The sequence below is a fragment of the Endozoicomonas sp. ALD040 genome, from assembly GCF_049275945.1.
Lineage (GTDB): Bacteria > Pseudomonadota > Gammaproteobacteria > Pseudomonadales > Endozoicomonadaceae > Endozoicomonas_A.
The window spans coordinates 6768258-6794089 of record NZ_CP184829.1 but is presented as its reverse complement, the minus strand read 5'-3'; the positions used below and the strand labels follow the sequence as shown (position 1 = coordinate 6794089).

The 25832-nt window shown below is 47.5% G+C and carries 17 protein-coding genes and 1 CRISPR repeat array; of the genes, 12 read left to right on the top strand and 5 right to left on the bottom strand.

Annotation, left to right across the window (positions count from 1 at the left end; all coding sequences use genetic code 11):
* Positions 1-9: 9 nt before the first annotated feature.
* The 3 genes from cas3 (at position 10) to ACOJUN_RS25125 (ending at position 5144) form a co-directional block, all read left to right on the top strand.
* The gene (gene cas3, locus ACOJUN_RS25135; RefSeq protein WP_422134567.1) at positions 10-2706 is read left to right on the top strand and encodes a CRISPR-associated helicase/endonuclease Cas3; all 2697 of its coding nucleotides are present in this window, start codon (positions 10-12) and stop codon (positions 2704-2706) included.
* A gap of 368 nt (positions 2707-3074) precedes the next feature.
* Entirely contained in the window at positions 3075-4448 is a 1374-nt protein-coding gene (locus ACOJUN_RS25130) for an AAA family ATPase (protein WP_422134566.1), read from the top strand.
* Between the two features lie 3 nt (positions 4449-4451).
* Positions 4452-5144: an HNH endonuclease gene (locus ACOJUN_RS25125; RefSeq protein ID WP_422134565.1), complete on the top strand. Its 693-nt coding sequence runs from the start codon at positions 4452-4454 to the stop codon at positions 5142-5144.
* A 62-nt stretch (positions 5145-5206) separates the two neighbouring features.
* Here the strand turns inward: ACOJUN_RS25125 and ACOJUN_RS25120 are convergent, their stop codons facing one another.
* Complete coding sequence (locus ACOJUN_RS25120) at positions 5207-5419, bottom strand: hypothetical protein (RefSeq protein ID WP_422137148.1); 213 nt, start codon at positions 5417-5419, stop codon at positions 5207-5209.
* Here ACOJUN_RS25120 and casA point away from each other — a divergent pair.
* The 9 genes from casA (at position 5344) to ACOJUN_RS25075 (ending at position 17093) form a co-directional block, all read left to right on the top strand.
* A complete protein-coding gene (casA, locus tag ACOJUN_RS25115) occupies positions 5344-6906 on the top strand; it encodes a type I-E CRISPR-associated protein Cse1/CasA (RefSeq protein WP_422134564.1) in 1563 nt (520 codons plus the stop codon). The genes ACOJUN_RS25120 and casA overlap by 76 nt on opposite strands.
* Positions 6907-7356: a type I-E CRISPR-associated protein Cse2/CasB gene (casB, locus tag ACOJUN_RS25110; RefSeq protein ID WP_422134563.1), complete on the top strand. Its 450-nt coding sequence runs from the start codon at positions 6907-6909 to the stop codon at positions 7354-7356.
* Between the two features lie 39 nt (positions 7357-7395).
* The gene (gene cas7e / locus ACOJUN_RS25105) at positions 7396-8487 is read left to right on the top strand and encodes a type I-E CRISPR-associated protein Cas7/Cse4/CasC (protein WP_422134562.1); all 1092 of its coding nucleotides are present in this window, start codon (positions 7396-7398) and stop codon (positions 8485-8487) included.
* 2 nt (positions 8488-8489) lie between these two features.
* Positions 8490-9155, top strand: a complete 666-nt coding sequence (gene cas5e, locus ACOJUN_RS25100; RefSeq protein WP_422134561.1) for a type I-E CRISPR-associated protein Cas5/CasD — start codon at positions 8490-8492, stop codon at positions 9153-9155.
* Positions 9142-9762, top strand: a complete 621-nt coding sequence (cas6e, locus tag ACOJUN_RS25095; RefSeq protein ID WP_422134560.1) for a type I-E CRISPR-associated protein Cas6/Cse3/CasE — start codon at positions 9142-9144, stop codon at positions 9760-9762. The genes cas5e and cas6e overlap by 14 nt, the downstream gene beginning before the upstream one ends.
* Positions 9763-9793: 31 nt before the next feature.
* Complete coding sequence (gene cas1e, locus ACOJUN_RS25090; RefSeq protein WP_422134559.1) at positions 9794-10714, top strand: type I-E CRISPR-associated endonuclease Cas1e; 921 nt, start codon at positions 9794-9796, stop codon at positions 10712-10714.
* Between the two features lies 1 nt (position 10715).
* Positions 10716-11003 (top strand): type I-E CRISPR-associated endoribonuclease Cas2e, encoded by a 288-nt coding sequence (gene cas2e / locus ACOJUN_RS25085; protein ID WP_422134558.1) that lies wholly within the window; start codon positions 10716-10718, stop codon positions 11001-11003.
* Positions 11004-11110: 107 nt separating this feature from the next.
* Positions 11111-13763: a CRISPR direct-repeat array (repeat unit 29 nt; unit sequence GTGTTCCCTGCGCCCGCAGGGATGAACCG).
* A 413-nt stretch (positions 13764-14176) separates the two neighbouring features.
* Positions 14177-15367: a Fic family protein gene (locus tag ACOJUN_RS25080; RefSeq protein WP_422134557.1), complete on the top strand. Its 1191-nt coding sequence runs from the start codon at positions 14177-14179 to the stop codon at positions 15365-15367.
* Between the two features lie 208 nt (positions 15368-15575).
* A complete protein-coding gene (locus tag ACOJUN_RS25075) occupies positions 15576-17093 on the top strand; it encodes an IS1182 family transposase (RefSeq protein WP_422132798.1) in 1518 nt (505 codons plus the stop codon).
* 454 nt (positions 17094-17547) lie between these two features.
* Here the strand turns inward: ACOJUN_RS25075 and ACOJUN_RS25070 are convergent, their stop codons facing one another.
* The 4 genes from ACOJUN_RS25070 to ACOJUN_RS25055 form a co-directional block, all read right to left on the bottom strand.
* On the bottom strand, positions 17548-18807 hold the full coding sequence (locus ACOJUN_RS25070) for a hypothetical protein (RefSeq protein WP_422134556.1): 1260 nt from the start codon (positions 18805-18807) through the stop codon (positions 17548-17550).
* A 223-nt stretch (positions 18808-19030) separates the two neighbouring features.
* Complete coding sequence (locus ACOJUN_RS25065) at positions 19031-21274, bottom strand: PABP-interacting PAM2 motif-containing protein (RefSeq protein WP_422134555.1); 2244 nt, start codon at positions 21272-21274, stop codon at positions 19031-19033.
* Between the two features lie 54 nt (positions 21275-21328).
* A complete protein-coding gene (locus ACOJUN_RS25060; RefSeq protein ID WP_422134554.1) occupies positions 21329-23566 on the bottom strand; it encodes a hypothetical protein in 2238 nt (745 codons plus the stop codon).
* Positions 23567-23756: 190 nt separating this feature from the next.
* On the bottom strand, positions 23757-25616 hold the full coding sequence (locus ACOJUN_RS25055) for a tetratricopeptide repeat protein (RefSeq protein WP_422134553.1): 1860 nt from the start codon (positions 25614-25616) through the stop codon (positions 23757-23759).
* Positions 25617-25832 lie beyond the last annotated feature (216 nt).

The following is a 25832-nucleotide window of genomic DNA, read 5'->3' as shown; positions in this document are numbered from 1 at the left end:
GAAGCAGGCATGTCTTTCTATAACTATTGGGGCAAAGCAGGTAATCAATCTGAAGGTGATAATGCCAGTTATCATTTGTTGGTTTATCACTGTTTGGATGTGGCTGCGGTTGCGAAGGTTTGGTGGCAAGCATCTGCGTCACTCCGCCGTCAGTTTTGTCATCAAAGTGGCCTGCCAGATCAACAGACTCGGGCCTGGCTACTTTTTTTTATTGCCTTACACGACCTGGGCAAATTTGATATCCGTTTTCAATTAAAAGCAAAGGATGTCTGGCGGCAGGTTAATCCTGAGACAAATTGCTTTAAGCCTGACTTTCTTCAAGAAAACATTAATGATTATTATCACGGGCCCGCCGGTGTTTATTGGTTGTATCAAGACTGGCAGGATCGTTTTGCAGGTGAGCAGGATGACAGTTATATTTTTTGTGATGATGACGAAAACGAAAGCTGGCGAGCGTGGTTTAGTTGGCTTGGACCGGTTGCAGGGCATCATGGAACCCTGGCAGATAACTCCGACAAAGATGACTGCAGCTTTGGTTTTTCACCGGGTATGGTCAGTGCCCGGGGGTTGGAATCACTGCAACAGGCTCGACAGGATTGGTTGAAAGCACTTGAGTCTCTATTTTTAAAACCCGCCGGGCTGACACTGGAAGATGACCCGCCAGTTCTGGCTGATGGCACTTTGCTGGCTGGTTTTTGTTCGGTTTCTGACTGGCTGGGTTCAGCCAGTGATGAGGGTGATTTTGAATTTCAAAGCCAGCCGACAGGTGATCTTCAGGAGTGGTTTGAATCGCGTCTGACGATCGCCAGACGTTTGCTTCATCGAGCAGGGATTATTGGTTATCAAACTCGTGACAATCCTACTATTCAGAACTTGCTTGAGAAAGGGTATCAGCCGCGACAAGTTCAGTGTCTGGTGGATCAGCTACCGCTCACTGAAAGCTTAACATTAATAGAGGCCTCAACCGGTTCAGGAAAAACAGAAGCTGCGCTGGCTCATGCCTGGCAATTAATCCAACAGAATCTTGCCGATAGTATTGTCTTCGCACTGCCGACTCAGGCAACAGCCAATGCTATGTTGGGGCGTATTGAAAAGGCCGCACTCATTATTTTTAAGGGGGAAATCAATGCGGTGTTATCTCATGGTCGGGCTGGATTTCAGCAGGATTTTATCGATCTCAAACAAGCAGCCAATTCGCACCCTGCACAGGGGGAAAAGGAAGCCAGAGTTCAATGCGCGCAATGGCTGGCCGAAAGTAAAAAAAGAGTTTTTTTAGGACAAATCGGCATTTGTACCGTAGATCAGGTGCTCGCTTCAGTGTTGCCGGTGCGACACAAGTTTGTTCGTGGGTTTGGTATTGGGCGCAGTGTTCTCATCATCGATGAGGTGCATGCTTATGATGCCTATATGTACGGCCTTTTGGAGGAAGCATTGAAACAGCAGCGGACTGCGGGCGGATCGGCCATTTTGTTGTCTGCAACCTTGCCGGATTATCAGAAGCGGCAACTCATGGAGGCATGGGCAGGAAACACAGTGCCCAGCCATTTTGAAAACCCCGTTGATGCACCTTATCCGTTGATAACCTGCTATGGGCATAAGCAGCAATACTTCTCTCTAGACACCCGACAGCAGCCCACCAAAACGCATGTCAATATCGAACTGCAAACCGTATCCGAGTTGTTGCCTGATGATGACTTGTTGGAGCAAATGATTACTGCCGCAGAGCAAGGGGCTCAGGTCTGTTTTATCTGCAATCTTGTTGATGTAGCACAGCAGTCTCTAAGACAGTTACGGGAAAAAGCAGCTGGGCGACTGAGTGAAGACCAGCTGATTCTGTTTCACTCTCGCTTTGTGTTTGCTGATCGTCAGAAGAAAGAGGACAAAGTCCTTGATCTGTTTGGCCCCGATGGTAAGCGACAGCAAGGGCATATATTGGTCAGTACTCAGGTTTTTGAGTGCTCTATTGATGCTGATATGGACTGGATGATCAGTCAACTTTGTCCCATCGACCTGTTATTCCAGCGCTGGGGTCGGCTGCATCGACATCAAAACAAGCACAATCGTCCTGACGGATTTGATCAACCTCTCTGTACTGTGTTGGTGCCTCCGGAATCTGAAGATTATCAGCTGCATGAGCTTATATACGGTGATAGTCGTATACTTTGGCGAACTCAACAGTTATTGGTTGACTCAGGAAATATCGTTGAATTTCCTGATGCATACCGGAAATGGATTGAGTCGGTTTATGATAAAGAAGATTGGGGGAGTGAGCCTGATTGGGTTATGAAATCTCATCAAGATTTTGCTGGTCATCAGCAAAGCCAACGTATGGGCGCAAAAGTATTAATTAAATCCGCGATGAATACGCTGGCAGACACTGATGATAAAATTTCTGCAGTTACCCGTGACGGTGAAATGAATCTGACATTGGTTCCAGTTATTTCCAATGCTAAGGGTGAACGTTGCCTACTGGATGGTTCGGTGGTTGATGAGTTGGATAAAAGTAACCGTTTTGAAAAAATTAGCCTTAACAGTCTTGGAATACCAGCCGGTTGGAACAAAAATGAAGGGCAGTTGCCCGATATGGATGATGGCGGATTAATATGGCTGGAAATGAAAGCCGACGAACAAGGCTACCGAGGGTATTGGGGGGAGACAGAGTACAGCTATTCTGCAGAGGCTGGTTTTCAGCGCATAAAAAAATGAGGCATCCCCGCGGGCGCGGGGAACAGGGTAGTGAACTGAGCTTTATTTAAACAAACTATGGTTCATCCCTCTGTGAGAGGGAACTTCCATTATATAACATCGGCTCTTTTTGGTGGAGTTGTTATCAGAAAGATATTGTAGAATCGCTGATTGTCGGAAGTCCTGTTACCTCAGGGGTTTATATCATCTTTCCTTAGTCTGACCTGCATACAGAACTAAATACATTTTTCACTAAAGTCAGTAACCTTTGTGAGTTTATTAGACACACGAGCACAAAGGGTTGTTAAGGGTTATGATTGAGGTCTCTGGTTTATCCAGAGCCATTGTTTAGCAAGGTCTGACAAGGGTTCACAGGTTCAGGTGAATGTATGAAGATACGCGAGCTCAGGCTCAAAAACTTTCGGAAGTTTGAGGACTCGGTCTTCAAGTTTAATACTGATACGAATGTCTCAGTTCTCATTGGTGATAATGCAACCGGTAAAAGCGCCATTCTTGATGCTCTGTCCATTATGATGGGGAGTTATCTGCTGGATTTTAAAGCTGGTGTAGGGCGGCATATCCGTAAGGAAGAGGTACGGCTAAAGCAGATCAATCTGGGTGATACGGTCACTCTTGAGCCGCAGTGGGACGAAGGGGTTTCGCTTTCTTGTCGTGCCTCTCTGACCGAGTTAGCCAGTAGTAATGATTCATCTCTTCTTGAAGACCTGCACTGGACTCGGGAACTGAAATCCGAGAAAGGTAAAACCACCCGTATCCTGGCAAAGAACATTGCCAAAGTGGGGAAAGATACCAGAGCCAGGATGGAAAAAGGCGAAGAAGTCCTGTTGCCTGTTTTTGGCTATTACGGCACTGGCCGTCTCTGGCATATTAAACAAGCTGTAAAGCTGACGAAGCCTGAATCCAGATCGGCAGGCTATCGTGATTGCCTTGATCCAGCTTCCAGCCACAAGTTGTTTCTTAGATGGTTTGCTCAGTTGGAGCAGGCTTCGTTCCAGAAGGGTAAAAAATTCGGCGTGCTTGAAGCGGTTCGTAAGTCGATTCAATATTGTATACCTGAGTGCAGGTACTTTTATTTTGATATTGAACTGCAACAGCTGATGATTGAGCTGGAAAACGGACAGCTATTCAGCTTCGATAATCTGAGTGATGGTTATCGTAATACTCTGGCTATAGTGGCAGATATAGCACACAGAGCGGGTCGCCTGAATCCTCATCTGATGGATAGAGCCCCATTAGAAACTCCCGGTATTGTGCTGATTGATGAAGTCGATTTACATCTGCATCCCAAATGGCAACGTCGGGTATTAAATGATCTGCGGGAAGCATTCCCGAAAGTGCAGTTTATTGTTACTACTCACTCTCCTTTTATCATTCAATCTTTACGACCCGGTGAAGTGATTGACTTAAACTCTGTTCTGCCCACGGATGAAAGCTCTGAAACAGCGTCACCTGCACCAACTGAGCCATTCAGTGATCAGAGTGTTGAAGATATTGTGGAAAGGGTGATGGGTGTTGAGGTGCCTTCTCGGAGTCAGCGTTGGCAGGCAATGAATGATACCGCTAAAAAATATTACACGTTGCTTCAGCAAGCGAACGGTGCCTCAAAGGAAGAAAAAGAGCAGTTAAAGCAGGAGCTGGACGAGCTGAGTGCACCCTTTAGTGATAATGTGGCTTACCATGCCTTTCTTGAGATGGAGCGAGCCGCAGCCGGTCTGAGCAAAGGAAAAGCTGTTGAGGAGTAATTCATGAGGCCAGTGGATAAGGGGGCTGAGCCTCTGGATGCGAACGGAAATCCAAAGCAATTCAGTCAATACCAAAATGCCCGAAGAGATTTAATTGAAAGACTGGGTGGTTATTGCTCTTATTGTGAAATGAAGCTTGACGCATCTTTGGCAGTTGAGCATGTTCTGTCGAAAAAACATCACAAAGATTCGGCGTTGTCCTGGTCAAACTTTCTGCTGGGTTGTACGAATTGCAATTCAACCAAGGGTGATCATGATCCGCTTATAAACAGCTGCTTCTGGCCTGATGCAGATAATACTTTCAGAGCTTTTGAGTACTCAGAGGACGGGGTTGTTCGCCCGAATCAGTCACTCTCTGACGCTGAAAGAGAAAATGCTATGCGAACTATCCGACTAACTGGCCTGGATAAAACGCCTTTGCAAGCAACAGCTTCTGATCGTCGCTGGCAACAGAGAAGAGAAGTCTGGCATATTGCCCAGCGAGCCAGGCAACGGTTGCAGCGCAATGACAATGAAGACTTCAGGGATCAGGTGGTTGAAACGGCTGTTGGTCATGCTTACTGGAGCATCTGGATGACTGTGTTTGCGAATGACAGTGATATGCTCAATCGTCTGATTCGTGCTTTACCGGGTACTGCTCAAAGTTGTTTTGATACAGATGGTCATCCTGTATTAAGGCCAGGCGGTCAGATATAACAGCTTTAAACCATCTGATCGCTCTGATGTTTTATATAAACGAACTACTTGAATAATATCATCTAGGCTTTATTATGATCTTCATCCTGTAGCAGGTTGTTGTGGTTGTTGGGCTGGCTTGAAGCAGGCGTTACGATTTTGAACTCTTCAATGACCATGGGCTTGCTGCGCAAACCTTGGTTTTTACACTGGTTGTCATTTGGAGAGGCATGAAAAATTGAAGCCATTTTCATTACTTGACCAAGCGTGGATTCCCCTTCATTACGAAGGAACACGGCTCTGGGTCACCTATCAGCAACTCTTATGTGGGGAGAAAAAAGGTAAACTCTGCTTGCCCCGCGATGATCTGGAGCTGGCTGGCGTTCAGCTATTGGTAGCCATAACTCAGGTTTGCTTTACACCAGCCGATCGAAAGGAACTGCTGGCCCGGCTCAAAAAGCCTTTGTCTACCGATGAGTTTCTGAAGGGGGTGAAGGATAAAAAGGACTGGTTTGATCTGAATCACCCAGTTACACCCTTTATGCAAATCCGTGGGGTTAAGGCGAGTAAATCGACCCCAATGGATAAGCTGCTGGCAGGTGTAGCAGATGGAACCAATAAACCCTTTGTTAATCCTCATGGATTGGCGGAAGGACTCTGTGGTAGCTGTACGGCGATCGCCTTGTTTAACATGGCTAACAACTGTCCCAGTATGGGCGGTGGCTTCAAGGGAAGCCTGCGCGGTAGCACTCCAATTACGCAACTGATTACCGAGCCTGTTACGCAACTAATTACCGAGCCTGATCTGCGTAGAACAATATGGTTGAATGTGCTGCATCAGGAGCGTTTGAGTAATATTGTTATGCCCTGGTATCAGGCTACTGCACAACAAGCTCCAAACTATGTTGATCCTGTCAAAGCAGGAGAAAAAATTCGAGCAACGAACATCGGTCTTGCCCGCGGTCTACTGTGGCAACCCGCACATTTTGAACTCTTGCCTGCTGAAGACACAGGTTGCTGCAGTGTCTGTAATGTCACTGCTCCGTTGTATAAGGGTTTTAATAAAGCCAAATTTAATTACACAGTGGAGGGTAACTGGCCGCATCCACTGTCAGCCCGAACCTTCAAGATTGTCAAAGGCAAAAAAGAAGAAAAGTTTCCGTCGTTTACCACCACCGCACCTGGCTGGACTCAACTAAGCCGTCTGGTTGTGGCAATGGAATCCAGTAAAGAAGGACAAATTCCTGCTCCTGTACTGTTACAGATCAGGGATGACGGGTTGATCAAGCAGAAGCACTTACGATTTGTTATCGGCGGTTATAGAAACAATCAGGCAACGGTACTGGAACGGCGCCACGAGTTTTTCAGTCTGGCGGATGGCTGGGCTGAACACGGCGAGGTGATCCACTATATCATAAAGACAGGTCTGGCTTACAAAACGGCTTTGCGCAAGGCGCTCTATCTCTTTTCAGAAGGTATTAAAGATAAAAACAAAGAGATCAAAGGCTCTGGTGTTAATCTCTGCCAGTCGGGTGACGACCTCTACTTCCAACAAACAGAACAGTGGGTTCGGGACTCCTTTGCTGATATCAATTTCAAGGAGCCACTACCCACTATAGATTGCCTGCGCGTTCAATTAAAACAAACAGTATTGGAATTGTTTGATCAGCTCACAAAACCCTACCGGCAGGAACCCAAAATGCTCAAAGCACTGGCATTGGCCCGGCGCAGCCTGAATAAATCACTGGCTGAACTTCAGGCTGTGGTGACAGAGGAGAATTAAATGCAACCTTCTAACAAAAAGTCTCAGGATTTCATCCAGCTGTGGAATCGTTATGTCGATTTGAGTGCTGGTAATAAAGCCGAGTTACGCAGGGTTTCGACACCCGATGCTCTCATTGAAGTTCCCGCCTTTTACCGGTTAACACGCGGTTATGCCAGCCATAAAAATATCCGGCGGTTGGTTTACTGTCTGCCATATCTGCAACATCAGGTTGGTGGTGATTCACTGGGTAAAGCTCTGGCTGTGGCAGGTGTCAGAGAAAAGCGCCTGTTCGTGATCATTCGTTCACAGGAACCTAATGATCTGATTCAGTTGCGGAGGTTATTGCAACAGGTAAACCCAGTGGTCGACTTTTATCAAACAGCCTGGTTGCTGCTGCGCTGGAATAATCCTGAACAAAAGCAAAAATTGCTGGAAACTTTCTTTCTGCATCAGAAAGAATCCTCCTGAATCATTTTCTTTTTACACGACATTTAAAAGGACAATCTTATGAATAAGAACTTCATTAACTTTCATATCCTGATTTCCCATAGCCCATCCTGCCTTAACCGGGATGACATGAATATGCAGAAGTCGGCTATTTTCGGTGGTAAACGGCGGGTGCGTGTTTCCAGCCAGAGTTTGAAGCGAACCCTGCGTAAAAGTGATTATTATCGGGAGCATCTTGGTAACCCCAGCCAGCGGACAAAACAGCTGGGAGAATATCAGGATTTTGTTGTTGAACAGTTAAAAGAGCGATTTGCACCGGATTTAATCAAAAAGGCTTTGGCCTGGGTATCCGGTAAAAAAGACATCGAAACGAGCACCAAAGGTGATGCCGTTGCTCCCTGGGTTGTGGAAGAAATTGCTTATGTATGTGAACAGATTCAATCCCCTGAAAATGAAGGGCTGGATGAAAAAAAACTGCAAAAGCTGATTGAAAAAGACAGTCAGGGATTCCGACAAGCTGTGGGACAAGCGGTGGATATCGCTCTGTCTGGGCGGATGGCGACTTCAGGGCTGATGAGTGCGGTAGGCAAAGTGGACGGTGCCCTTGCTGTGGCCCATTCCATCACCACCCATGCAGTTGATGCTGATATCGATTGGTTCACTGCCGTTGATGATTTGCAGGAAATGGGATCGGGCCACCTGGATACCCAGGAATTTTCCTCTGGCGTTTTTTATCGTTATGCCAGCCTGAACCTTCAGCAGTTACAAAAAAATCTGGGTGACGCTTCCCGTGAACAGGCGCTGGAAATTGCTGCCCATGTATTGCATATGCTTGCTACTGAAGTGCCTTCTGCCAAACAACAAAGTTTTGCTGCCCATAATCTGGCTGATCTGGCACTGGTTAGTTTTTCTGACCAGCCACTGTCACTGGCCAACGCCTTTGAAAGTCCTGTGAAGGAAAAAGGAGATGGTTTCCGCCGTCCTTCTATAAAGGAACTCCATGACTATTGGAAAAAACTGACAGTAAGGTTTGATCTGGATGATAGCTGTGCCGAATTTGTGCTTGAAGATGTTGAAGTTCCTCAAGGTATTAATGCTGTTGAGTCCTTATCCGTACTGAAGCAATGGGTTCAAAACAATGGTGAGGACTAATTATGCGACAGTATTTGATTCTGAAGCTGGAAGGTCCTTTGCAAAGCTGGGGTAAACACAGCTTTGAAGGATTGCGACCATCGGAGGCTTTTCCGGGGCGCAGTGCCTTGTTGGGGCTTCTGGGAGCCTGCCTTGGTATTGACCGTGAAGACTTTGAAAGGCAGCGCCAACTGGCGACGAGTGTCGGCTTTGCAGTGCGTATTGATCAGGGCAAACACAGGCCGATAAAAATGACTGACTATCACACCGTTAAGGATGCACGGGAGGATTATCAGGGGCTGAAAAGCCATCAGACCATTCAGACCTGGCGTGAGTATTGGCAGGATGCCAAATACACTGTTGCCATCTGGAATCTGGCAGAAGCCAGTATCTCTCTGCAACAATTGCAGCAAGCCGTTCGCAAACCCATCTTCACTCCGGTACTGGGCCGACGCAGCTGTCCATTGGTTCGACCCTTGTTTGAAAATATGATTGAAGCCGAAGATGCGCTAGCCGCACTCATAGAAATTGAACCTGTAGCCGGTACGGTCTACAACGAAGAAAAATCAGGCAGCCGCCAGCTTCAGCTCAGGGATGTCCCCATCACTGAACAGCCAAGGCAGTTTGCTAATCGGAGAGTCCATGTGCAGGTGCTGACGAAAGAGGAGGGATGTGATGTATCTGGCTAAAGTGCATATTTCCCCCGCAAAGAGTAATAATGCTTACGAACTTCACCGGGCTTTATGGCAATTGTTTCCTGATCGACCGGATGACAACCGTACCTTTCTGTTTCGTGTAGAAAGCTGGAGTCGTGCAACCGGGGCTCAGGTCTTAATGCAATCACTCTCAAAACCAGCTGATGGCAGTGAGCATGCTCGTTGTCTGGCGACCAAAGCAGTTAATTACAAATTCCAGGAAGGTCAGCAACTGCGGTTTCGGCTGCGATGTAATCCGGTTAAGGCGGTTAAGGATGAGCGTAAAGGTACGGTAACTCGTAACGGTAGAACACATATTCGTTCGGTCAGAGTACCTTTGTTCAGAGAAGAAGAGCAGCAGCAATGGCTGAAAAGTAAACTCAAACGGGCTGGAGCCCGCTTACAGGCAGTCAATATAGTGCAGGAAAATCCAATTTACTTTCGTAAAACACGGGAAATGCGCAGTGGCAAGGTGCAGCCGGTGCTGTTTGAGGGTGTATTACTGGTGGTCGAACCATCAGCATTACAGAAGGCTGTGGCTGAAGGCATAGGGCCTGCAAAATCCTTTGGCATGGGGCTGATGAGTCTGGCTGCCTGTTAAGTCTGAAATCTAACGATAACAGAGAGATTAGATGTCGTTTATCTCACTAAAACCCATCCCAATCAAAGACCGGCTGTCCATGATATTTGTCAGCAAAGGCCGAATAGATGTCCGTGATGGCGCTTTTGTTGTAGTTGATGAAGTCAACGGTGACAGAAAACATATCCCTGTGGGTTCTGTCGTTTGTATTATGCTCGAGCCGGGTACACGAGTATCACATGCTGCTGTCAAACTTGCGGCAACGACCGGGACACTCTTGATTTGGACGGGTGAGTCCGGTGTACGACTTTATTCTGCCGGACAGCCGGGTGGAGCAAGGTCAGATAAATTGCTTTATCAGGCAAAACTGGCTCTGGATGAAGAACTGAGACTGAAAGTCGTTCGCAAGATGTTCGAATTTCGTTTTGGCGAACCAGCCCCTTCTCGCCGTTCAGTGGATCAACTGCGAGGTATAGAAGGTGCAAGGGTCAGAAAAACGTATCAGCTAATGGCAAAACAATATGGTGTGGAATGGAAGGGGCGAAGTTATGACCCAAAGGATTGGGCGTCAGGTGACACCATCAACAAATGTTTAAGTGCTGCTACAGCCTGTCTTTATGGCGTTACTGAGGCGGCGGTGTTAGCGGCGGGTTATGCACCAGCCATTGGATTTATTCATTCTGGTAAGCCCAAAGCATTTGTGTATGACATTGCTGATCTGTTCAAATTTGAAACAGTAGTGCCTGTCGCGTTTCAGATTGCTGCCAAGGGTACTCATAACCCAGACAGGGATGTACGTATTACCTGTCGCGACAGTTTTCGTAAAACACGACTACTAAAAAAGATCATACCCACTATTGAAGAGATTCTGGCGGCAGGAGAAATTACGCCACCTCCACCGCCAGAAGATTCACAGCCACCGGCGATTCCTGAGCCTGTTTCTCTTGGTGACACAGGTCATAGGAGCAGTTGAAATGAGTATGTTGGTTGTGGTGACTGAAAATGTACCACCAAGATTAAGAGGAAGGTTGGCCGTCTGGCTTCTGGAAATTCGAGCTGGCGTATACGTTGGAGATGTATCTATGAGAATCAGGGAAATGATATGGGAGCAAATAAATGCGCTGGCTGAAGATGGCAACGTGGCCATGGCCTGGGCCACCAACACAGAATCCGGATTTGATTTTCAAACTTACGGCACGAACAGAAGAATACCTATTGAAGAAGATGGTTTAAGGCTGGTTCTTTTTCAATCGGGAGAGTAATTAATCCGTTCTTTAACAATGGAATATTTACAGTGATTTTTTGATGAATTCGCTGGTGGAAATTTTAGGTCTTGTAACCTTTTGATTTAATGGTGTATTTTTTTAGTGTGTTCCCTGCGCCCGCAGGGATGAACCGGGATTTAAAACGATCAACATAGGGGCGGGGATGTGTTCCCTGCGCCCGCAGGGATGAACCGCACTGGAAATAGCGTTTCAGCATGTACCTGAGGTGTTCCCTGCGCCCGCAGGGATGAACCGAGTTAACTGATGCTGAACTCCAGCCGATTAGAGTGTTCCCTGCGCCCGCAGGGATGAACCGTCAAAACGCCTTCGGGCACCAAATACAAATATGTGTTCCCTGCGCCCGCAGGGATGAACCGCTAACTATTGTACCAGTATCAAACGGCTTGTGGTGTTCCCTGCGCCCGCAGGGATGAACCGGTCATCATCTTCTTTATTGATACGCTTACGACGTGTTCCCTGCGCCCGCAGGGATGAACCGCCTTTCAACAGTGCTATTTTTTCATTCACAGCGTGTTCCCTGCGCCCGCAGGGATGAACCGGAATTCTGTATTATCTAAAGCGACTTGATACGGTGTTCCCTGCGCCCGCAGGGATGAACCGCAAAAGATTTTCAGCGGCTACAAAAATCGGAGGTGTTCCCTGCGCCCGCAGGGATGAACCGGCTACGACACCATGGCAGACGTTCCTGCCGACGTGTTCCCTGCGCCCGCAGGGATGAACCGAGGTACGTTCTGCAAATCTGTATAGTAACTATGTGTTCCCTGCGCCCGCAGGGATGAACCGATTTCATCGGCTACAAAAATCGGAGATTTTTAGTGTTCCCTGCGCCCGCAGGGATGAACCGATTCCTGTTCGGGCAAGTGGGCCGTAGCTGTCGTGTTCCCTGCGCCCGCAGGGATGAACCGCGTTCTGGGAAACCCAGAATTTCTTCATCCGTGTGTTCCCTGCGCCCGCAGGGATGAACCGCCCTTGCCGCTTTTCAGGGCATGACTTAACGCGTGTTCCCTGCGCCCGCAGGGATGAACCGGTGCCAGTGGGGTGTGCCATCGTGATGAGGTTGTGTTCCCTGCGCCCGCAGGGATGAACCGCGTGACGAGCTGCTGCCCAAATATCAGGCCTTGTGTTCCCTGCGCCCGCAGGGATGAACCGCTGAACAGCACACCGGCCAGCATTGCATCGAAGTGTTCCCTGCGCCCGCAGGGATGAACCGCACCCTCTACAGAAGAGCTGCGAGACTTGATGGTGTTCCCTGCGCCCGCAGGGATGAACCGCCTATGATGCAGGAGTATCTAATACTAATAGAGTGTTCCCTGCGCCCGCAGGGATGAACCGCCATCGTCCGATCAGGTGTAAATATTGTCTCGGTGTTCCCTGCGCCCGCAGGGATGAACCGATTGGTAGCAACCTTTCTGCCTTCCTGGAGATGTGTTCCCTGCGCCCGCAGGGATGAACCGGATCTATGGCATTGGGAAATTCTACATAAGGAGTGTTCCCTGCGCCCGCAGGGATGAACCGGGTTAAGGATTCTCTTGAGTCTCGACGTGCAAGTGTTCCCTGCGCCCGCAGGGATGAACCGCTGCTTTTCAAGCAGAAAAAAACGCTACTTAAGTGTTCCCTGCGCCCGCAGGGATGAACCGACTTTAGAATGGACTCGAGTTGTAAAAGCGTTGTGTTCCCTGCGCCCGCAGGGATGAACCGCTGGATACTCTTAATTCTGAATTCGATATTGCGTGTTCCCTGCGCCCGCAGGGATGAACCGCGCATCGATGTGTTTTTGCACGGGCTGGATTTGTGTTCCCTGCGCCCGCAGGGATGAACCGAACGTGCTCAAATACAGCCCGAAATCCAGCCACGTGTTCCCTGCGCCCGCAGGGATGAACCGCTATGGTTCCCAGTGTTGGATTATTTACTCTGGTGTTCCCTGCGCCCGCAGGGATGAACCGATTGATCTTAAAGCCAGTCAGATAGAATTGGCGTGTTCCCTGCGCCCGCAGGGATGAACCGGAATAATGCCGGTTCCCGCAATTTTGGGTTTGGTGTTCCCTGCGCCCGCAGGGATGAACCGTCCATGCAGCAACAAGAAATATCAGTTTGCAGGTGTTCCCTGCGCCCGCAGGGATGAACCGTTGATCGCTCTGGCCAAACGCTACAACTTCCCGTGTTCCCTGCGCCCGCAGGGATGAACCGCCAGCGTAGAGGTGTAATATCTGGCGGAAGGTGTGTTCCCTGCGCCCGCAGGGATGAACCGCTGACGACTAGGTACAACAATGTGAAAATGAGGTGTTCCCTGCGCCCGCAGGGATGAACCGTCCAAGAGTCGGCGCTTTGCGCCTCCTTTTTTGTGTTCCCTGCGCCCGCAGGGATGAACCGAACAGAGGTTGTCATTAGTCTCAGATGCATTGGTGTTCCCTGCGCCCGCAGGGATGAACCGCATATCTCCATGCTATTGCATTAGTACGGTCAGTGTTCCCTGCGCCCGCAGGGATGAACCGTGTTGGCACATCTCCAAATTCGGAAGCCGAAAGTGTTCCCTGCGCCCGCAGGGATGAACCGTAATTTGAAGCTGAAAGAGGACAATATTTATCGTGTTCCCTGCGCCCGCAGGGATGAACCGTAATCTAAAGGCGGTGGCGGAGGGGGTGACTCGTGTTCCCTGCGCCCGCAGGGATGAACCGGCAGAAAACCTCTTCCCACTAACCTGAAAGTCGTGTTCCCTGCGCCCGCAGGGATGAACCGCACTAAAACTAAAGGTGTCCAAATATTTCTTAAACTGGAAACGTAAACTTAGAGTTAATATCCCAGTTGTGATTATCAAGCCTCCAGCGACCTTAAACTGGCAATTCGAATTTGAGTGGTTTGGTGGTGTTATTCTTCATATACGTCGCTGATCATGTTTTTTATGGAGTCTCAGATTCAAGTCTGCCTTCCTGATTGGCTGATCCACTGGCACGTGAGAGAGTTTGCTTTTAATGCGTTAAGTAAGTAGGTTACCCCAAAGCGGTGCCCCTTCTTGGTTCGATCATTGGCAAGCCTCTATTCCGGAATTTTTACTCTATCAAAAACCGGCAAAAAATAATGGAAAATATCCATAAAACCCTTTGTTTAGCTATGCTAGATTGGAAAAAAGATCGGCAAAAAGATCGGCAAAAATGACTTCTATAGCACCATTTTTACTTCAGGATAGTGCTCCAGGGGAGCTACAAGATGCTGCGGTTGAGCTGATGCAACTTGATGCAGCACTCAATGCCCATATACCTGAATCTCTCAGAGAGTCGCTCAAATTTATGCTTAGAGTTGTAAACTCTTTCTACAGTAACCGCATAGAAGGAAATCCAACTCAGCCAGCAGAAATACTAAAGGCACAATTAAACAAAGAAAAAGATTTAAAAGATGATTTATTTGAAATAAAGCATCATATTGAAGTTCAAAAATATTTAAATCAAAAGTCGTTAGATAGAAATGAAATTTGCACTGTTGATTTTTTAAAAGAACTTCACAGATCCTTTTATGAAGGGATGCCTAAGAAATTTCTTGAGATTGACAACGAAGAAACCGGTGAGAAAATCAACATTCAACCTGGTAAGTTTCGCACAAGAGATTTTCATGTAGGAAAACATATTGCTCCCGAATACCAAGAACTCACACGCCTTCTAAACTGGTTTTCGAACGCTTACAGCCCAGATAGGATTTTTGGGACCAACCGCATTTTTGCTGCCGCTGCCTCACACCACAGACTAATGTGGATTCACCCCTTTATGGATGGAAATGGTAGAGTGGGCAGGCTATTCACAGATAACTATATGAAACACTGTGCCAACCTTGGTGGGTATGGTTTGTGGTCGATTAGCCGTGGTTTTGGCAGGGATGTTGACTCTTATTACCAAGCTCTTGCAGCAGCTGACATGGAGCGACAGGGTTCAAGTGATGGCAGAGGGATGCTATCAGATAGAGGCTTATTAAAATTCACGACCTATTTTATTGAAACCGCATTGGATCAAGTTAAGTTCTTTTATGAACTACTCGACCCTAAACGCTTGGTTGAGCGAGTAGATATTTATTTTGAAATGAGAAACAGGCAGGCTATAACAGGCTTGGGTGGTAGCCATCTTCCAAAAATGAGGCCTGAAGTTAAGACAATATATAAAGAACTGCTGACAACAAGAACAGGCGAATTAGAAAGAACTGAGATACAAGGAATGTTCAATCTTGGAGAGAGAACAATAAGAACTATTTTATCTCAAATGGTCGATGAGCGTTTGGTCAGCGCCCCTCCCAGAAAGCCAGTATCTCTCTCTTTGTCTCCAAACTCAGTGGATATCCTGTTCCCAAGATTGTGGTAAATCATTGCACGTGTAAGCGTAACCGCCGCTAAAGTGCTTCTGTTAACCGTACGACCATGGCTAAATGATTGGGCGGTTAGAGCATCTTAGGAATAAAACAGCCTGTTGCTACTGGTTATGACGCTTAATTGGCATTGGCTGCTAGGAGCCTGACCGAGAATAGGCTTATCTGTTATGATAAGCCTTAAACCAACTCTGATTATGCCAAATGTCACCACCACCAAAGTTTAAGGACAGTCCTGTTGAGTTTGATCAGCATCTGCTGTTCCCAACCAACGTTTTCGATTTGCTTCCCAAAGATCATGATTGTTTTATTTATGAAAGCATTTTTCAGAACATTAATACGTCTGAAGTCGAAAAAAAATATCACCACCTTGGTCAGCACGCATACCCTCCAAAGCTCATTGTCGCTATTCTGATCTACGCGTACAGCCATGGTGTTTTCAGTTCCCGTGAGATTGAGCGACGGTGTCGACAAGACTTGGCGTTCATGTATATCTCACAAATGAACTGCCCGAATTTCAGGGTTCTTGGTGACTTTCGTAAGGATAATCTGTCGTTTTTCCATGACTGCTTCAAACAGTCAGTCAAACTGGCCATTGAACTCAAAATGGCATCACTGGGTCATATCAGCCTGGACGGCTCCAAGTTCAAAGCCAACAGCTCAAAACACAAGGCCATGAGCTACGGGAGGCTCAAAGCGAAAGAGGCAGAACTCAGTGCCGAAGTGGATGAGCTGATCAAAAAAGCCAGTCAGTGTGATCAGGAAGAAGATGACGCCTACAAAGCAACCAATGGTTACAGCATTCCTGAAGACCTCCAGTTTAAAGAAGAGCGCCTGAAAAAAATCAAAGAGGCCAAGAAAGCACTTGAAGAACGTGAAAAAGCTTTAAATCCAGACAAACCAATAGACGACAAAAAGCAGATCAGTTTTGCAGATCACGATGCCCGCGTGATGAGCAAGAAGGGGTATTGTGAGTACAGCTACAATGCTCAAATTACAGTTGATTCCGATAACCAGATCATTGTTGGCCAGCATGTCAGCCAACACGCCAACGATGTACAGGAAGTGGAGCCGGCGCTGAGGGCATTATCAGGAGCCACTGATGGCGCGGCTGTAGATAAGTGGAGTATGGATAATGGTTACTTTTCAGGGTCAAACTTACATACAGTCGAGCGACATGAGATTGATGCCTATATCGCAACCGACAAGGCGGAGAAGCCTGCCGCTGACGACCTTGAAAGCTCTGACAGGAAGTTTGTCAAAGCGGATTTTGCGTATGATTCCGAAGCTGATGTATTTATCTGTCCGGCAGGGGAAAAGCTGGTAACGAACCCGGCCAGCAAAAGCAAAAGAAAAAGCTACCGGGCAAACAAGACGGTATGCAGGGAATGCCCTTATCGTCGGAATTGCAGTGATTCAAAGAAAGAGGCTGGCAGGGTTATCCGTACCGATAAGTTTGAAAAAGCACGTCAGGCTATGAATAAGAAAATGGAGACAGCCGGTGCGAAAGCCATATATGAGCGTCGTAAAGTTATTGCGGAGCCACCATTTGGACAGATAAAAGAATCTGGTTTCCGAGGGTTCAGTCTCCGCGGCAAAGAAAAAGTTTCAGCGGAATTTTCACTGGTATGCACTGCGCATAATATCAAAAAATTTGTAAAAGCGGCTTCCACGAGGTCAATCCGTCTCGAAGATTTGAAAGAGGCTAAAAAGGCAGCATAGAGGCTGTGAGAAGGCATAAATATGCAAAAATGAGCAAAATCCCACTAATAATTGGATATTTTTTGCTCATTTTAAGATTTGGGAAAACTTCTGTTGGTCTGGTTGCGCTATTCTCGGTCAGGCTCCTAGCAGCCTGTCGGACTTAAGACTGTCCTACACGGCAACTGCTCCTGCGTTGCTCTAGCTCCTGCATCCATGCAGTCGTGCGGTTGCAATAAATTGGTCTAAAAATCTCTGTTTCTTCGTCAAATAGCTCGCTATTCTCCTCAGAAACAGAGATTTTTATCCTCAATTTCTTGCAATCCTCGCTACGGACGCTTAAGTCCGACAGGCTGCTAGTTCGAGAGGTATGAAAAAGTGTTCCCTGTGCCTGCAGGGGTGAACCGCCATACCTCTCAGAATGACACGTTTATATTTGCTCTTATGTCATGCACCTTAAAAAGGGCTCTGCTGATCAGCCAGGAGATAGCTTCAACTGCTCCAATTCACATTCATCCAACTGATACAATTCACTGCATCGTTTCAGCAGCCTTTCAGCCAGTTCATGTTTACCCATCACTCGCCAGAGATTGATCAGAGCCAGATCAATGTCACGGTTTTCAGAGGGGATGCACAGAATGTCTTCACTGGCACTGAGTTGCTTGCCGCTCATGTTCAGCAGAAGTCTCTCAGTCTGTTGATGTTTGCCCATCAGTGACCAGAGTCTCACCAGAGCCAGATCAGTGTCACTCTGTTCAGAGGGGGTGCACAGAATGTCTTCACTGGCATTGGCTTGCTTGCCGCTCATGTTGAACAGCAGCCTTTCAGCCAGTTGATATTTGCCCACTAGCCCCCAGTGTCGCACCAGTTTCAGATCGATGTCATGATGCCCGGAGGGTTCGCTGTCTTCACTTGCATTTTCGTGCCTGTCACTCATTTTTAGTAGCAGTCTTTCAGCCTGCTCATATTTGCTCATCACTTGCCATATTCGCACCAGAGCCATATTAACGGTAGGGATGTGCTTACTCAGTCTTTGCACAGAGGGAGCGTGTGGTTTTGACCGCAACCTTCTGGTCAGCTCTGTATTTATGTTCAGAAGAAGTGTTTCAGCCAGTGTGTGTTTGTCCATAGACTGCCAAAGTCGTGCAATAGTAATATCTGCGTTGAAATTCCCTGAAGGTTCGCACAGGGCCCTGTCATTGGCATTGGGCTTTATGTTTCTCAATGCTAACAGTCGTGCTTCAGCGTTAAAGTACTCTCCAAGTGCCTCTTCACAACGACTCAGGGTCAGATCAAGGTTATGAATGGTCGAAGCCCCGAACTCAGTGAATGATCCAGTCAACCTGAGTTCTTCCAGAAGAGAGCAGGCTTCTATCTGTTTTTTGCGGGTTTGCTCTTTTAGTGACCTTGCCAGCCCAATGACTATGTTTTGGTAGTGGAACAGACTCAGTATGTCCTGATCTTCGTTTAATATGATCTGGAACACTTTTTCTGCATTTGTGAAATTTTGTTTTTTTAGTTCTTCGAAAGCTTTATCGATCCTCTCTCTGGTGGCTTCAGGGTAAGAGGGCCTGGCACTTTGCTGGACTCTGGTATTTGAGGATCTGTTCGAATGTTCATGAACACGCTCATTAATTGATGAAGATTCCGGGTTTAAATTGGATCGGCTCTTTTTTGTTGTTTTTGTTGCACTACTGGCCGCAGCGCCAGTTTTTGGTTTTATTACATACCTCATATCAATAGAACTTCCATGGAAAAGTTAATCTGTTGGACAGTAAACGGTTGTGAAAGTTCATGTTTATCTATTTATCTTGTCAGATTTTTTTTCTTATGAGCGGGGTAGCGGATTCGTTGCCTGGTCAAAAATCAGCAAGACAAAAGGCGATGAAGCTCGTTATCACCATGAGTCGGAGGAGCTATAAAACTCATACCTCCAGATAATCAGCGGGGACAGAGGTTCATGTTTGCTTTGTGAGACTTTTCATCTTAGCCAGGGCAACGGCTTCTTTGATTCGCCAATGATCGGTTTTATCTTTATGTTGCCGGATGGGTTCAAGGGATCGGGCTCTACTGAACAATGCTTTCCATACTTGCTCACTGGCACCCATCATTCTGAGACAATGCGCTTTTTGTGACACCGCGCTTGCATTTGTGGGGCTCTTCGCCAATGCTGATTCTACAAGCTCAAGAGCGTGTTTGAGGCTATCACTTCCTGATTCAGGGCCACTCTTTATTATTTGCTCACGTGCCAGGATGAAATAATGGATCGAAGTCAACAACAGTGTGTTGGTATTTTTCGGATACCGGGCAATCATGTCCATAAATCCTGCTTGCCCGAGATGAAAGTTCAAGAGTGACAATTCACATTCAGTTGAATGATAGAGTTGACAACAACTCTCAATCAGTCTCATGGCCTGTTGAGATTTGCCCACTATTTCCCAGTGATGTGCCAGAGTAAGATCAATATCATGATGCCCGGAGGGTTTGCACAGCTCTTCCTCACTGGCATCAGGGCACTTGCCACTCATGTTCAGCAGCAGTCTTTCAGCCCATTTATGTTTATTGCCTTCCATCAGCTCCCAGAGTCGTACCAGAGCCAGATCAGTCTCGTTATTTCCAGAGGGTTTGCACAGGACTTCCTCAGTGGCATCAGAGGGCTTGTTACTCATGTTCAGCAGCAGTCTTTCCGCCCATTCATGTTTGCCATCTATCGTCTCCCATAGGCGTGCCAGAGTCAGGTCAACTTTATGATTTCCAGAGGGCTTGCAAAGGACTTCTGTATCGGCATCAGGGTGCTTGCCACTCATGTTCAGCAACAGTTTTTCACAGCATTTATCCTTGTCCATTATTCGCCAGAGTATTGCCAGAGCCATATCAACAAGATATTTTCCAGAGACCTTGCACAGGACTTCCTCACTGGCATCAGGGTGCTTGCCACTCATGTTCAGCAGCAGTGTTTCAGCCAGTTTATATTTGCCCATCACCTCCCAGTGTCGTGCCAGGGTCATATTGATGTCGTCATTCTCACAGGGGCTGCACAGGACTTCCTCACTGGCATCAGGGTGTTTGCCACTCATGTTCAGCAGTAGCTTTTCAGCCAGTTTATTTTTGTCCATCAACTGCCAGAGTCGCACCAGTGCCAGATCGGTGTCATGCTTGGTGGTCTGACACAGACTGTCCTCATCGGCATTGATGCGCTTGCCACTCATGTTCAGCAGCAGTTTTTCAGCCAGTTTGTATTTGCCCATTATTTCCCAAATTCGCACCAGGGACAGGTTGGTGACATGATCCTCACAGGGCCTGCACAGAGTGTCTTCACTGGCATTGGGGTGCTTGTTACTCATTTCCAGCAGCAGTTTTTCACTCTGTTCATGTTTGCCCTGCGCCTGTAAGAGTCGCACCAGAGCAATATTGGCGTTATGGAGGAATTTACCCAATTTTTTTTTAGCGTTGGCGGATGGGCACGACCGACGCTTTTGAGTCAGCTCTGCCACGACTTTTAGTAGCAGTCCATCGGCCAGCTTGATTTTGTTCATAGTCTCCCATAGCAGGGCCAGGGCAATATCAACGGTGTAGTTGCCAGAGGGCTCACACAGTGCCCTCTCGTTGGCTTGAGGCTTTTTGTTGCTCAGCATTAAAAGTCGTTTTTCAGCCCTGAGGTGCCTCCCCAGCGCCTGTTCGCATTGGCTCAGGGTCAGCTCAAGATGGGTAACGGTCGACGCTCCGAATGGATAGAATGTTTCATTTGATCTGAGCTCTTCCAGAAGAGAGCAGGCTTCTAACTGTTTTTCGCGGTTTTGTTCTTTTAGCGACCTTGCAAGCCCCAGCAGTACCTCATGTCGCTGGTATTGATTCAGTGACTCCATACAGTTTTTCAAGATGGTACGAAACGCTTTTTCTGCCGTTGCGTATTTGCGGTCTTTGAATTCTTGGTAAGCATTATCAATCATGTCTGAATAAGGGCCAGGACCTTTCTTCTGACTGAGTTGTTGAGACCTCAGGGAAGAAGGTTTCTGGTTTACCGTTGTATGCCGGTCTCTGATATTTGCGGGTGAATTCCAATGTTGCTCAGCACTCTGAACACGTGGAATGAACGCTGGCGCCTCGGGGTTCAATTTAGATTGTGGCTTTGATGTTATGGAATCTGCAAGGGCCGAACTTGTATTGGCTGTGGCGCTGGTTGGAGTTAGTCCGTGATTCATAGCGATATAACTCTCATGGAAACATGCTCTTTGACTGTTCACAGGGACAGAAGTTCATTTTAACTCTGCGCGACCTCGCACCTTCCGAAGAGCTGCGGTTTCTGCACTTCGCCAATGATCGGTTTTATCTTTATGCTCTCGACTGGGTTCAAGGCGACGGGCTCTTTGGAACAATCCTTTCCATACTTGCTGATCGGCGCTCATCATTCTCAGACAGTGCGCTTTTTGCGACACCGCGCCCGCATTTGTGGGACACTTCTGCAATGCTGATTCTGCGAACTCAAGAGCTGTTTTGAGAGTATCTTTTCCTGATTCCGGGCCACCCTCTGTTATCTGCTCACATGCCAGGATGAAATAATGGATCGAAGTCGTCAGCAGTGTATTGGCATTTTTCGGATACCGGGTAATCATTTCCATAAATCCTGCTTGCCCGACATGGAAGTTCAACAGTAACAATTCACATTCAAGCGAATGATAGAGTCCACTGCAACGTTCAATCAGTTTCCTGACCCGTTGAATTTTGCCCACTGCTTTCCAGTGACGCGCCAGAGCCAGATCAATATCATGATTCCCGGAGGGCTTGCACAGGTCTTCCTCACTGGCATCAGGGCTCTTGTTACTCATGTTCAGCAGCAGTCTTTCAGCCCGTTCATGTGTGCTCTCTGTCATCTCCCAGAGTCGCGCCAGAGCCAGATCAATTTCTTTATTTCCACAAGGCTTGCACAGGGCTTCCTCAGTGGCGTCAGGGGGCTTGCCACTCATGTTAAGCAGCAGTCTTTCAGCCCATTCATGTTTGCCATCTGTCATCTCCCAGAGTCGCATCAGAGCCAGGTCAATTTTATGATCTCCTGTGGGCCTGCAAAGGACTTCCGCATTGGCATCAGGGTCCTTGCCACTGATGTTCAGCAACAGTTTTTCACTCCATTCAATGTTGCCCATCACTCGCCAGAGTATTGCCAGAGCCAGATCAATAGCAAACTTTCCAGAGATTTTGCAGAGGTGTTTCTCACTGGCATCAGGGTGCTTGCCACTGACGTTCAGCAGCAGTTTTTCAGCCAGTTTATATTTGCCCATCACCTCCCAGTGTCGTGCCAGGGGCAGATTGAGGTTTTCATGCTCACAGGGGCTGCACAGGACTTCCTCACTGGCTTCAGGATCCTTGCCAGCCATTTTCAGCAGCAGTTTTTCAGCCAGTTTATGTTTGTCCATCAACTGCCAGAGTCGTACCAGTACCAGATCAATGTCATGCTTTGTGGGCTGACACAGACGGTCCTCATTGGCATCGGCGCGCTTGCCACTCATATTCAACAGCAGTTTTTCCGCCAGTTTATATTTGCCCATTACCTCCCATATTTGCACCAGGCTCAGGTTGATGTCCAGATGCTCACAGGGCCTGCATAGAATGTCTTCGCTGGCATTGGGGGGCTTGCCACTCATCTCCAGAAGCAGGTTTTCAGCCCCTTGCTGTTTGCCCATCCGCTCCCAGAGTAGTACCAGAGTCATATTTGCGTCGTGGAGGTATTTGCAAAATTTATTGGCAGCGCGAGCGGATAGACGTGACTGAAGTCTTTGAGTCAGTTCTGCCAGGATTTTCAGTAGCAGTGTTTCAGCCAGCTTGCGTTTGTTCATAATCTCCCATAGCCGGGCCAGTGCAATATCAACGTTATAATCCCCGGAAGGCTGACACAGTGCCCACTCGTTGGCATTGGGCTTTTTGTTGCTCAGAATTAAAAGTCGTGTTTCAGCCTTGAGGTACCTTCCCAGCGTCTGTTCGCATTGGCTCAGGGTCAGCTCAAGGTAGGGTATGGTCGAAGCTCCGGATTGAGAGAATGTTCCATTTGATCTGAGTTCTTCCAGAAGAGAACAGGCTTCTAACTGTTTTTCTTGGGTTTGTTCTTTTAGCGACCTTGCAAGCCCCATCAGTACAGAATGGCGCTGAAATTGACTCAGTGTCTCCTCAGAGTTTTTGAGGAGGGTCCGAAATGCTTTTTCTGCCGTTGTGAATTTGTGTTTTCTGAGTTCTTTGTAAGCATCATCAATCATGCCTGAATAAGCGTTATGATGTTTTTTTCTGTGTTGTTGAAACGTCGGCGTAGAAAGGTCCTGGCTTGCAGTTGCTTGCCGGTCTCTGATATTGGCGGGTGGATTCCAATGTTGCTGAGTACTCTGAGTACGTGGAATAAATGCTGGCGCCTCAGGGTTCAATGTAGATTTTGGCTTTGATGTTGTGGAATCTGCAGGGCTCGTGCTTGTATCGGCTGTGGTGTTGATTGGGGTTAAACCGTGACTCATAGCTATAACTTCCATGGAAATCTTTGCCTTTGGACAGCGAGCGGACATGAAAGTTCATGGTTATCCGGCCTTTGACTCTTGAATCAGTGCATGGAGGGCATAAATAGTGGTGACAAATAATCCGGGCCGGGTGTCAGGGTAAACAGGTCCTTTTCTCAAAAGGCCTTGAATTGCTTGTGATAATTTGCGTTCATGTTTGCCCCATGGAGCTACGCACTTTTTGAAGAGCACTGGCTTCGATGCTCCGCCAATAATCAGTTTTATTCTTCTGCGCCCGGGAGCTGTCGTGGTGTCCTGATTTATCAAACCAATACTTCCATTCTTTCTCACGGGCACCCATCATTCTGAGACAATGGGCTTTTTGTGAAAAAGCGCCCGCATTTGGAGAGTGCATCTCTATTATTGCTTGCACTGACCTCAGGGCCTTATTGAGGTTGTCCTGTCCTGACTCCGGGCCATCGTTCATTATCTGCTGACAAGCCAGAATGAAATAATGGATTGAGGTAGCCAACAATGTGTTGGCATTTTCTGGATAACCGGCAATCATTTCCATGAACTCTGCCTGTCGAGCAAGTACGACCAATAGAGTTAATTCGCATTCATTCGAATGATATAATTCATCGCAGCGCCTTAGCAGTTTCTCAGCCTGTTCATATTTACCCGCTCTTTGCCATTGTCTTGCCAGAGCCAGATCGACGTTATGAAGCCCAGAGGGCTTGCACAGGACTTCCTCAGAGGCATCAGGGTGCTTGCCAATCATATTCAGCAGCAGTCTTTCAGCCAGTTTATGATTACCCACCATCTCCCAGCATCGCACCAGAGCCAGGTCAATATCATAATGCCCGGAGGGCTTGCACAGGCTGAACTCATCGTCACCGGGGTGCTTGCCAGCCATTTTCAGCAGCAGTCTTTCAGACTGTTCGTATTCGCCAATCTCCTGCCAAAGTCTTATCAGAGCCAATCCGGTAACATAATGAGCAGAGGTTTTGAAGTGGCTCTCCATACGGCTACCCGGGTTGTTTCTACTCATGTTAAGCAGCAGTCTTTCAGCCAGTTTATATTTGCCCATTGCCTGCCAGTGTCGCGCCAGAGTCAGGTTGATTTCATGATCTTTACAGGGGGTGCAGAGGCTTTCCTCATTGCCATCGGGGTTCTTGCCACTCAAGTTAAGTAGCAGTCTTTCGGCCTGTTCATGTTTTTCCATCACGTGCCACAGACGCACCAGAGCCAGATTAATGTCATCATGTTTACGGGCCTTGCGTGGGGTTTCCTTACTATCATCGGGATGCTCTCCACCCATGTTAAGCAGCAGTCTTTCAGCCAGTTTATATTTGCCCATTACCTGCCAGTGTCGCACCAGAGCCAGGTTGATTTCATGATCTTTACAGGGTTTGCAGAGGCTTTCCTCACTGCCATTGGGGTTCTTGCCACTCATGTTCAGCAATAGTCTTTCACAGGCTTTATGTTTCCCTGTCAGCTGCCAGTTTCGCGCCAGAGCCAAATTGACGATGCGTATATATTTATGCAGTTTGTTGACATCGGAACTGAATGTGTCTGTATGCAAGCTGTCATTCAGCGCTGCTTTCATTTTCAGTAATAGCGTGTCGGTCAACTTGTATTTGCTCATAATCTGCCAGTGTCTGGCTGCAGCAATATCAATTTCGAAATTGCCACCAGGCTCGCACAGGGTTTCCTCATCGTCATCGTGCTTTTTGTTTCTCAGAGCCAATAGCCGTGCTTCAGCCTTAAGGTGTTGCCCAAGTCCCTGTTCACAGCGGCTCAGGGTCAGATCGAGGTTATGAATGCTTGAAGCCCCGAATTCATTGACTGATCCTTTCTGTCTGAGTTGTTCCAAAAGGGAGCATGCTTTTTCCTGTTTTTCACGGCTTTGTTCTTTTAGCGATCTTGCAAGCCCTATGGTTACGTTTTTGTAGTTGAACGGACTCAGCCTTTTTTCTTGCAAGATGGCACTGAATACTGCTTCTGCATCGCTGAAACGTTGGCGATTCAGTGCCGTGAAAGCCTCATCAATCCTTGCTTGAATGGTCAAGGGTGCCTTTTTTTCCCGGGGGTGAAGCCTCTGAGGAGAAAGCCTTGAGTGTGCTTTTGCTTGCCGAACTTTAATATCTGAGGGCGTGTTCCTACGTTGAAGAGCGCATTGAGACGGTTGAGTCCGTGGAATAAATGGAGCAGCCTCCGGATTCAAGGACGATGGGCTCTTTGTTGCCGTCTTATCAGTATCAGAATCTGGCGCGTAATGCTGTGA

What these genes read in the sequence shown, in the direction of transcription:
- cas7e (WP_422134562.1), top strand. Translation starts at nt 7,396, where the DNA reads ATGAATAAGAACTTCATTAACTTTCATATCCTGATTTCCCATAGCCCA.
- cas6e (WP_422134560.1), top strand. Translation starts at nt 9,142, where the DNA reads ATGTATCTGGCTAAAGTGCATATTTCCCCCGCAAAGAGTAATAATGCT.
- cas2e (WP_422134558.1), top strand. Translation starts at nt 10,716, where the DNA reads ATGAGTATGTTGGTTGTGGTGACTGAAAATGTACCACCAAGATTAAGA.
- ACOJUN_RS25075 (WP_422132798.1), top strand. Translation starts at nt 15,576, where the DNA reads ATGTCACCACCACCAAAGTTTAAGGACAGTCCTGTTGAGTTTGATCAG.
- cas3 (WP_422134567.1), top strand. Translation starts at nt 10, where the DNA reads ATGTCTTTCTATAACTATTGGGGCAAAGCAGGTAATCAATCTGAAGGT.
- casB (WP_422134563.1), top strand. Translation starts at nt 6,907, where the DNA reads ATGCAACCTTCTAACAAAAAGTCTCAGGATTTCATCCAGCTGTGGAAT.
- cas5e (WP_422134561.1), top strand. Translation starts at nt 8,490, where the DNA reads ATGCGACAGTATTTGATTCTGAAGCTGGAAGGTCCTTTGCAAAGCTGG.
- ACOJUN_RS25065 (WP_422134555.1), bottom strand. Translation starts at nt 21,274, where the DNA reads ATGAATCACGGACTAACTCCAACCAGCGCCACAGCCAATACAAGTTCG.
- ACOJUN_RS25070 (WP_422134556.1), bottom strand. Translation starts at nt 18,807, where the DNA reads ATGAGGTATGTAATAAAACCAAAAACTGGCGCTGCGGCCAGTAGTGCA.
- ACOJUN_RS25125 (WP_422134565.1), top strand. Translation starts at nt 4,452, where the DNA reads ATGAGGCCAGTGGATAAGGGGGCTGAGCCTCTGGATGCGAACGGAAAT.
- ACOJUN_RS25060 (WP_422134554.1), bottom strand. Translation starts at nt 23,566, where the DNA reads ATGAGTCACGGTTTAACCCCAATCAACACCACAGCCGATACAAGCACG.
- ACOJUN_RS25130 (WP_422134566.1), top strand. Translation starts at nt 3,075, where the DNA reads ATGAAGATACGCGAGCTCAGGCTCAAAAACTTTCGGAAGTTTGAGGAC.
- ACOJUN_RS25080 (WP_422134557.1), top strand. Translation starts at nt 14,177, where the DNA reads ATGACTTCTATAGCACCATTTTTACTTCAGGATAGTGCTCCAGGGGAG.
- cas1e (WP_422134559.1), top strand. Translation starts at nt 9,794, where the DNA reads ATGTCGTTTATCTCACTAAAACCCATCCCAATCAAAGACCGGCTGTCC.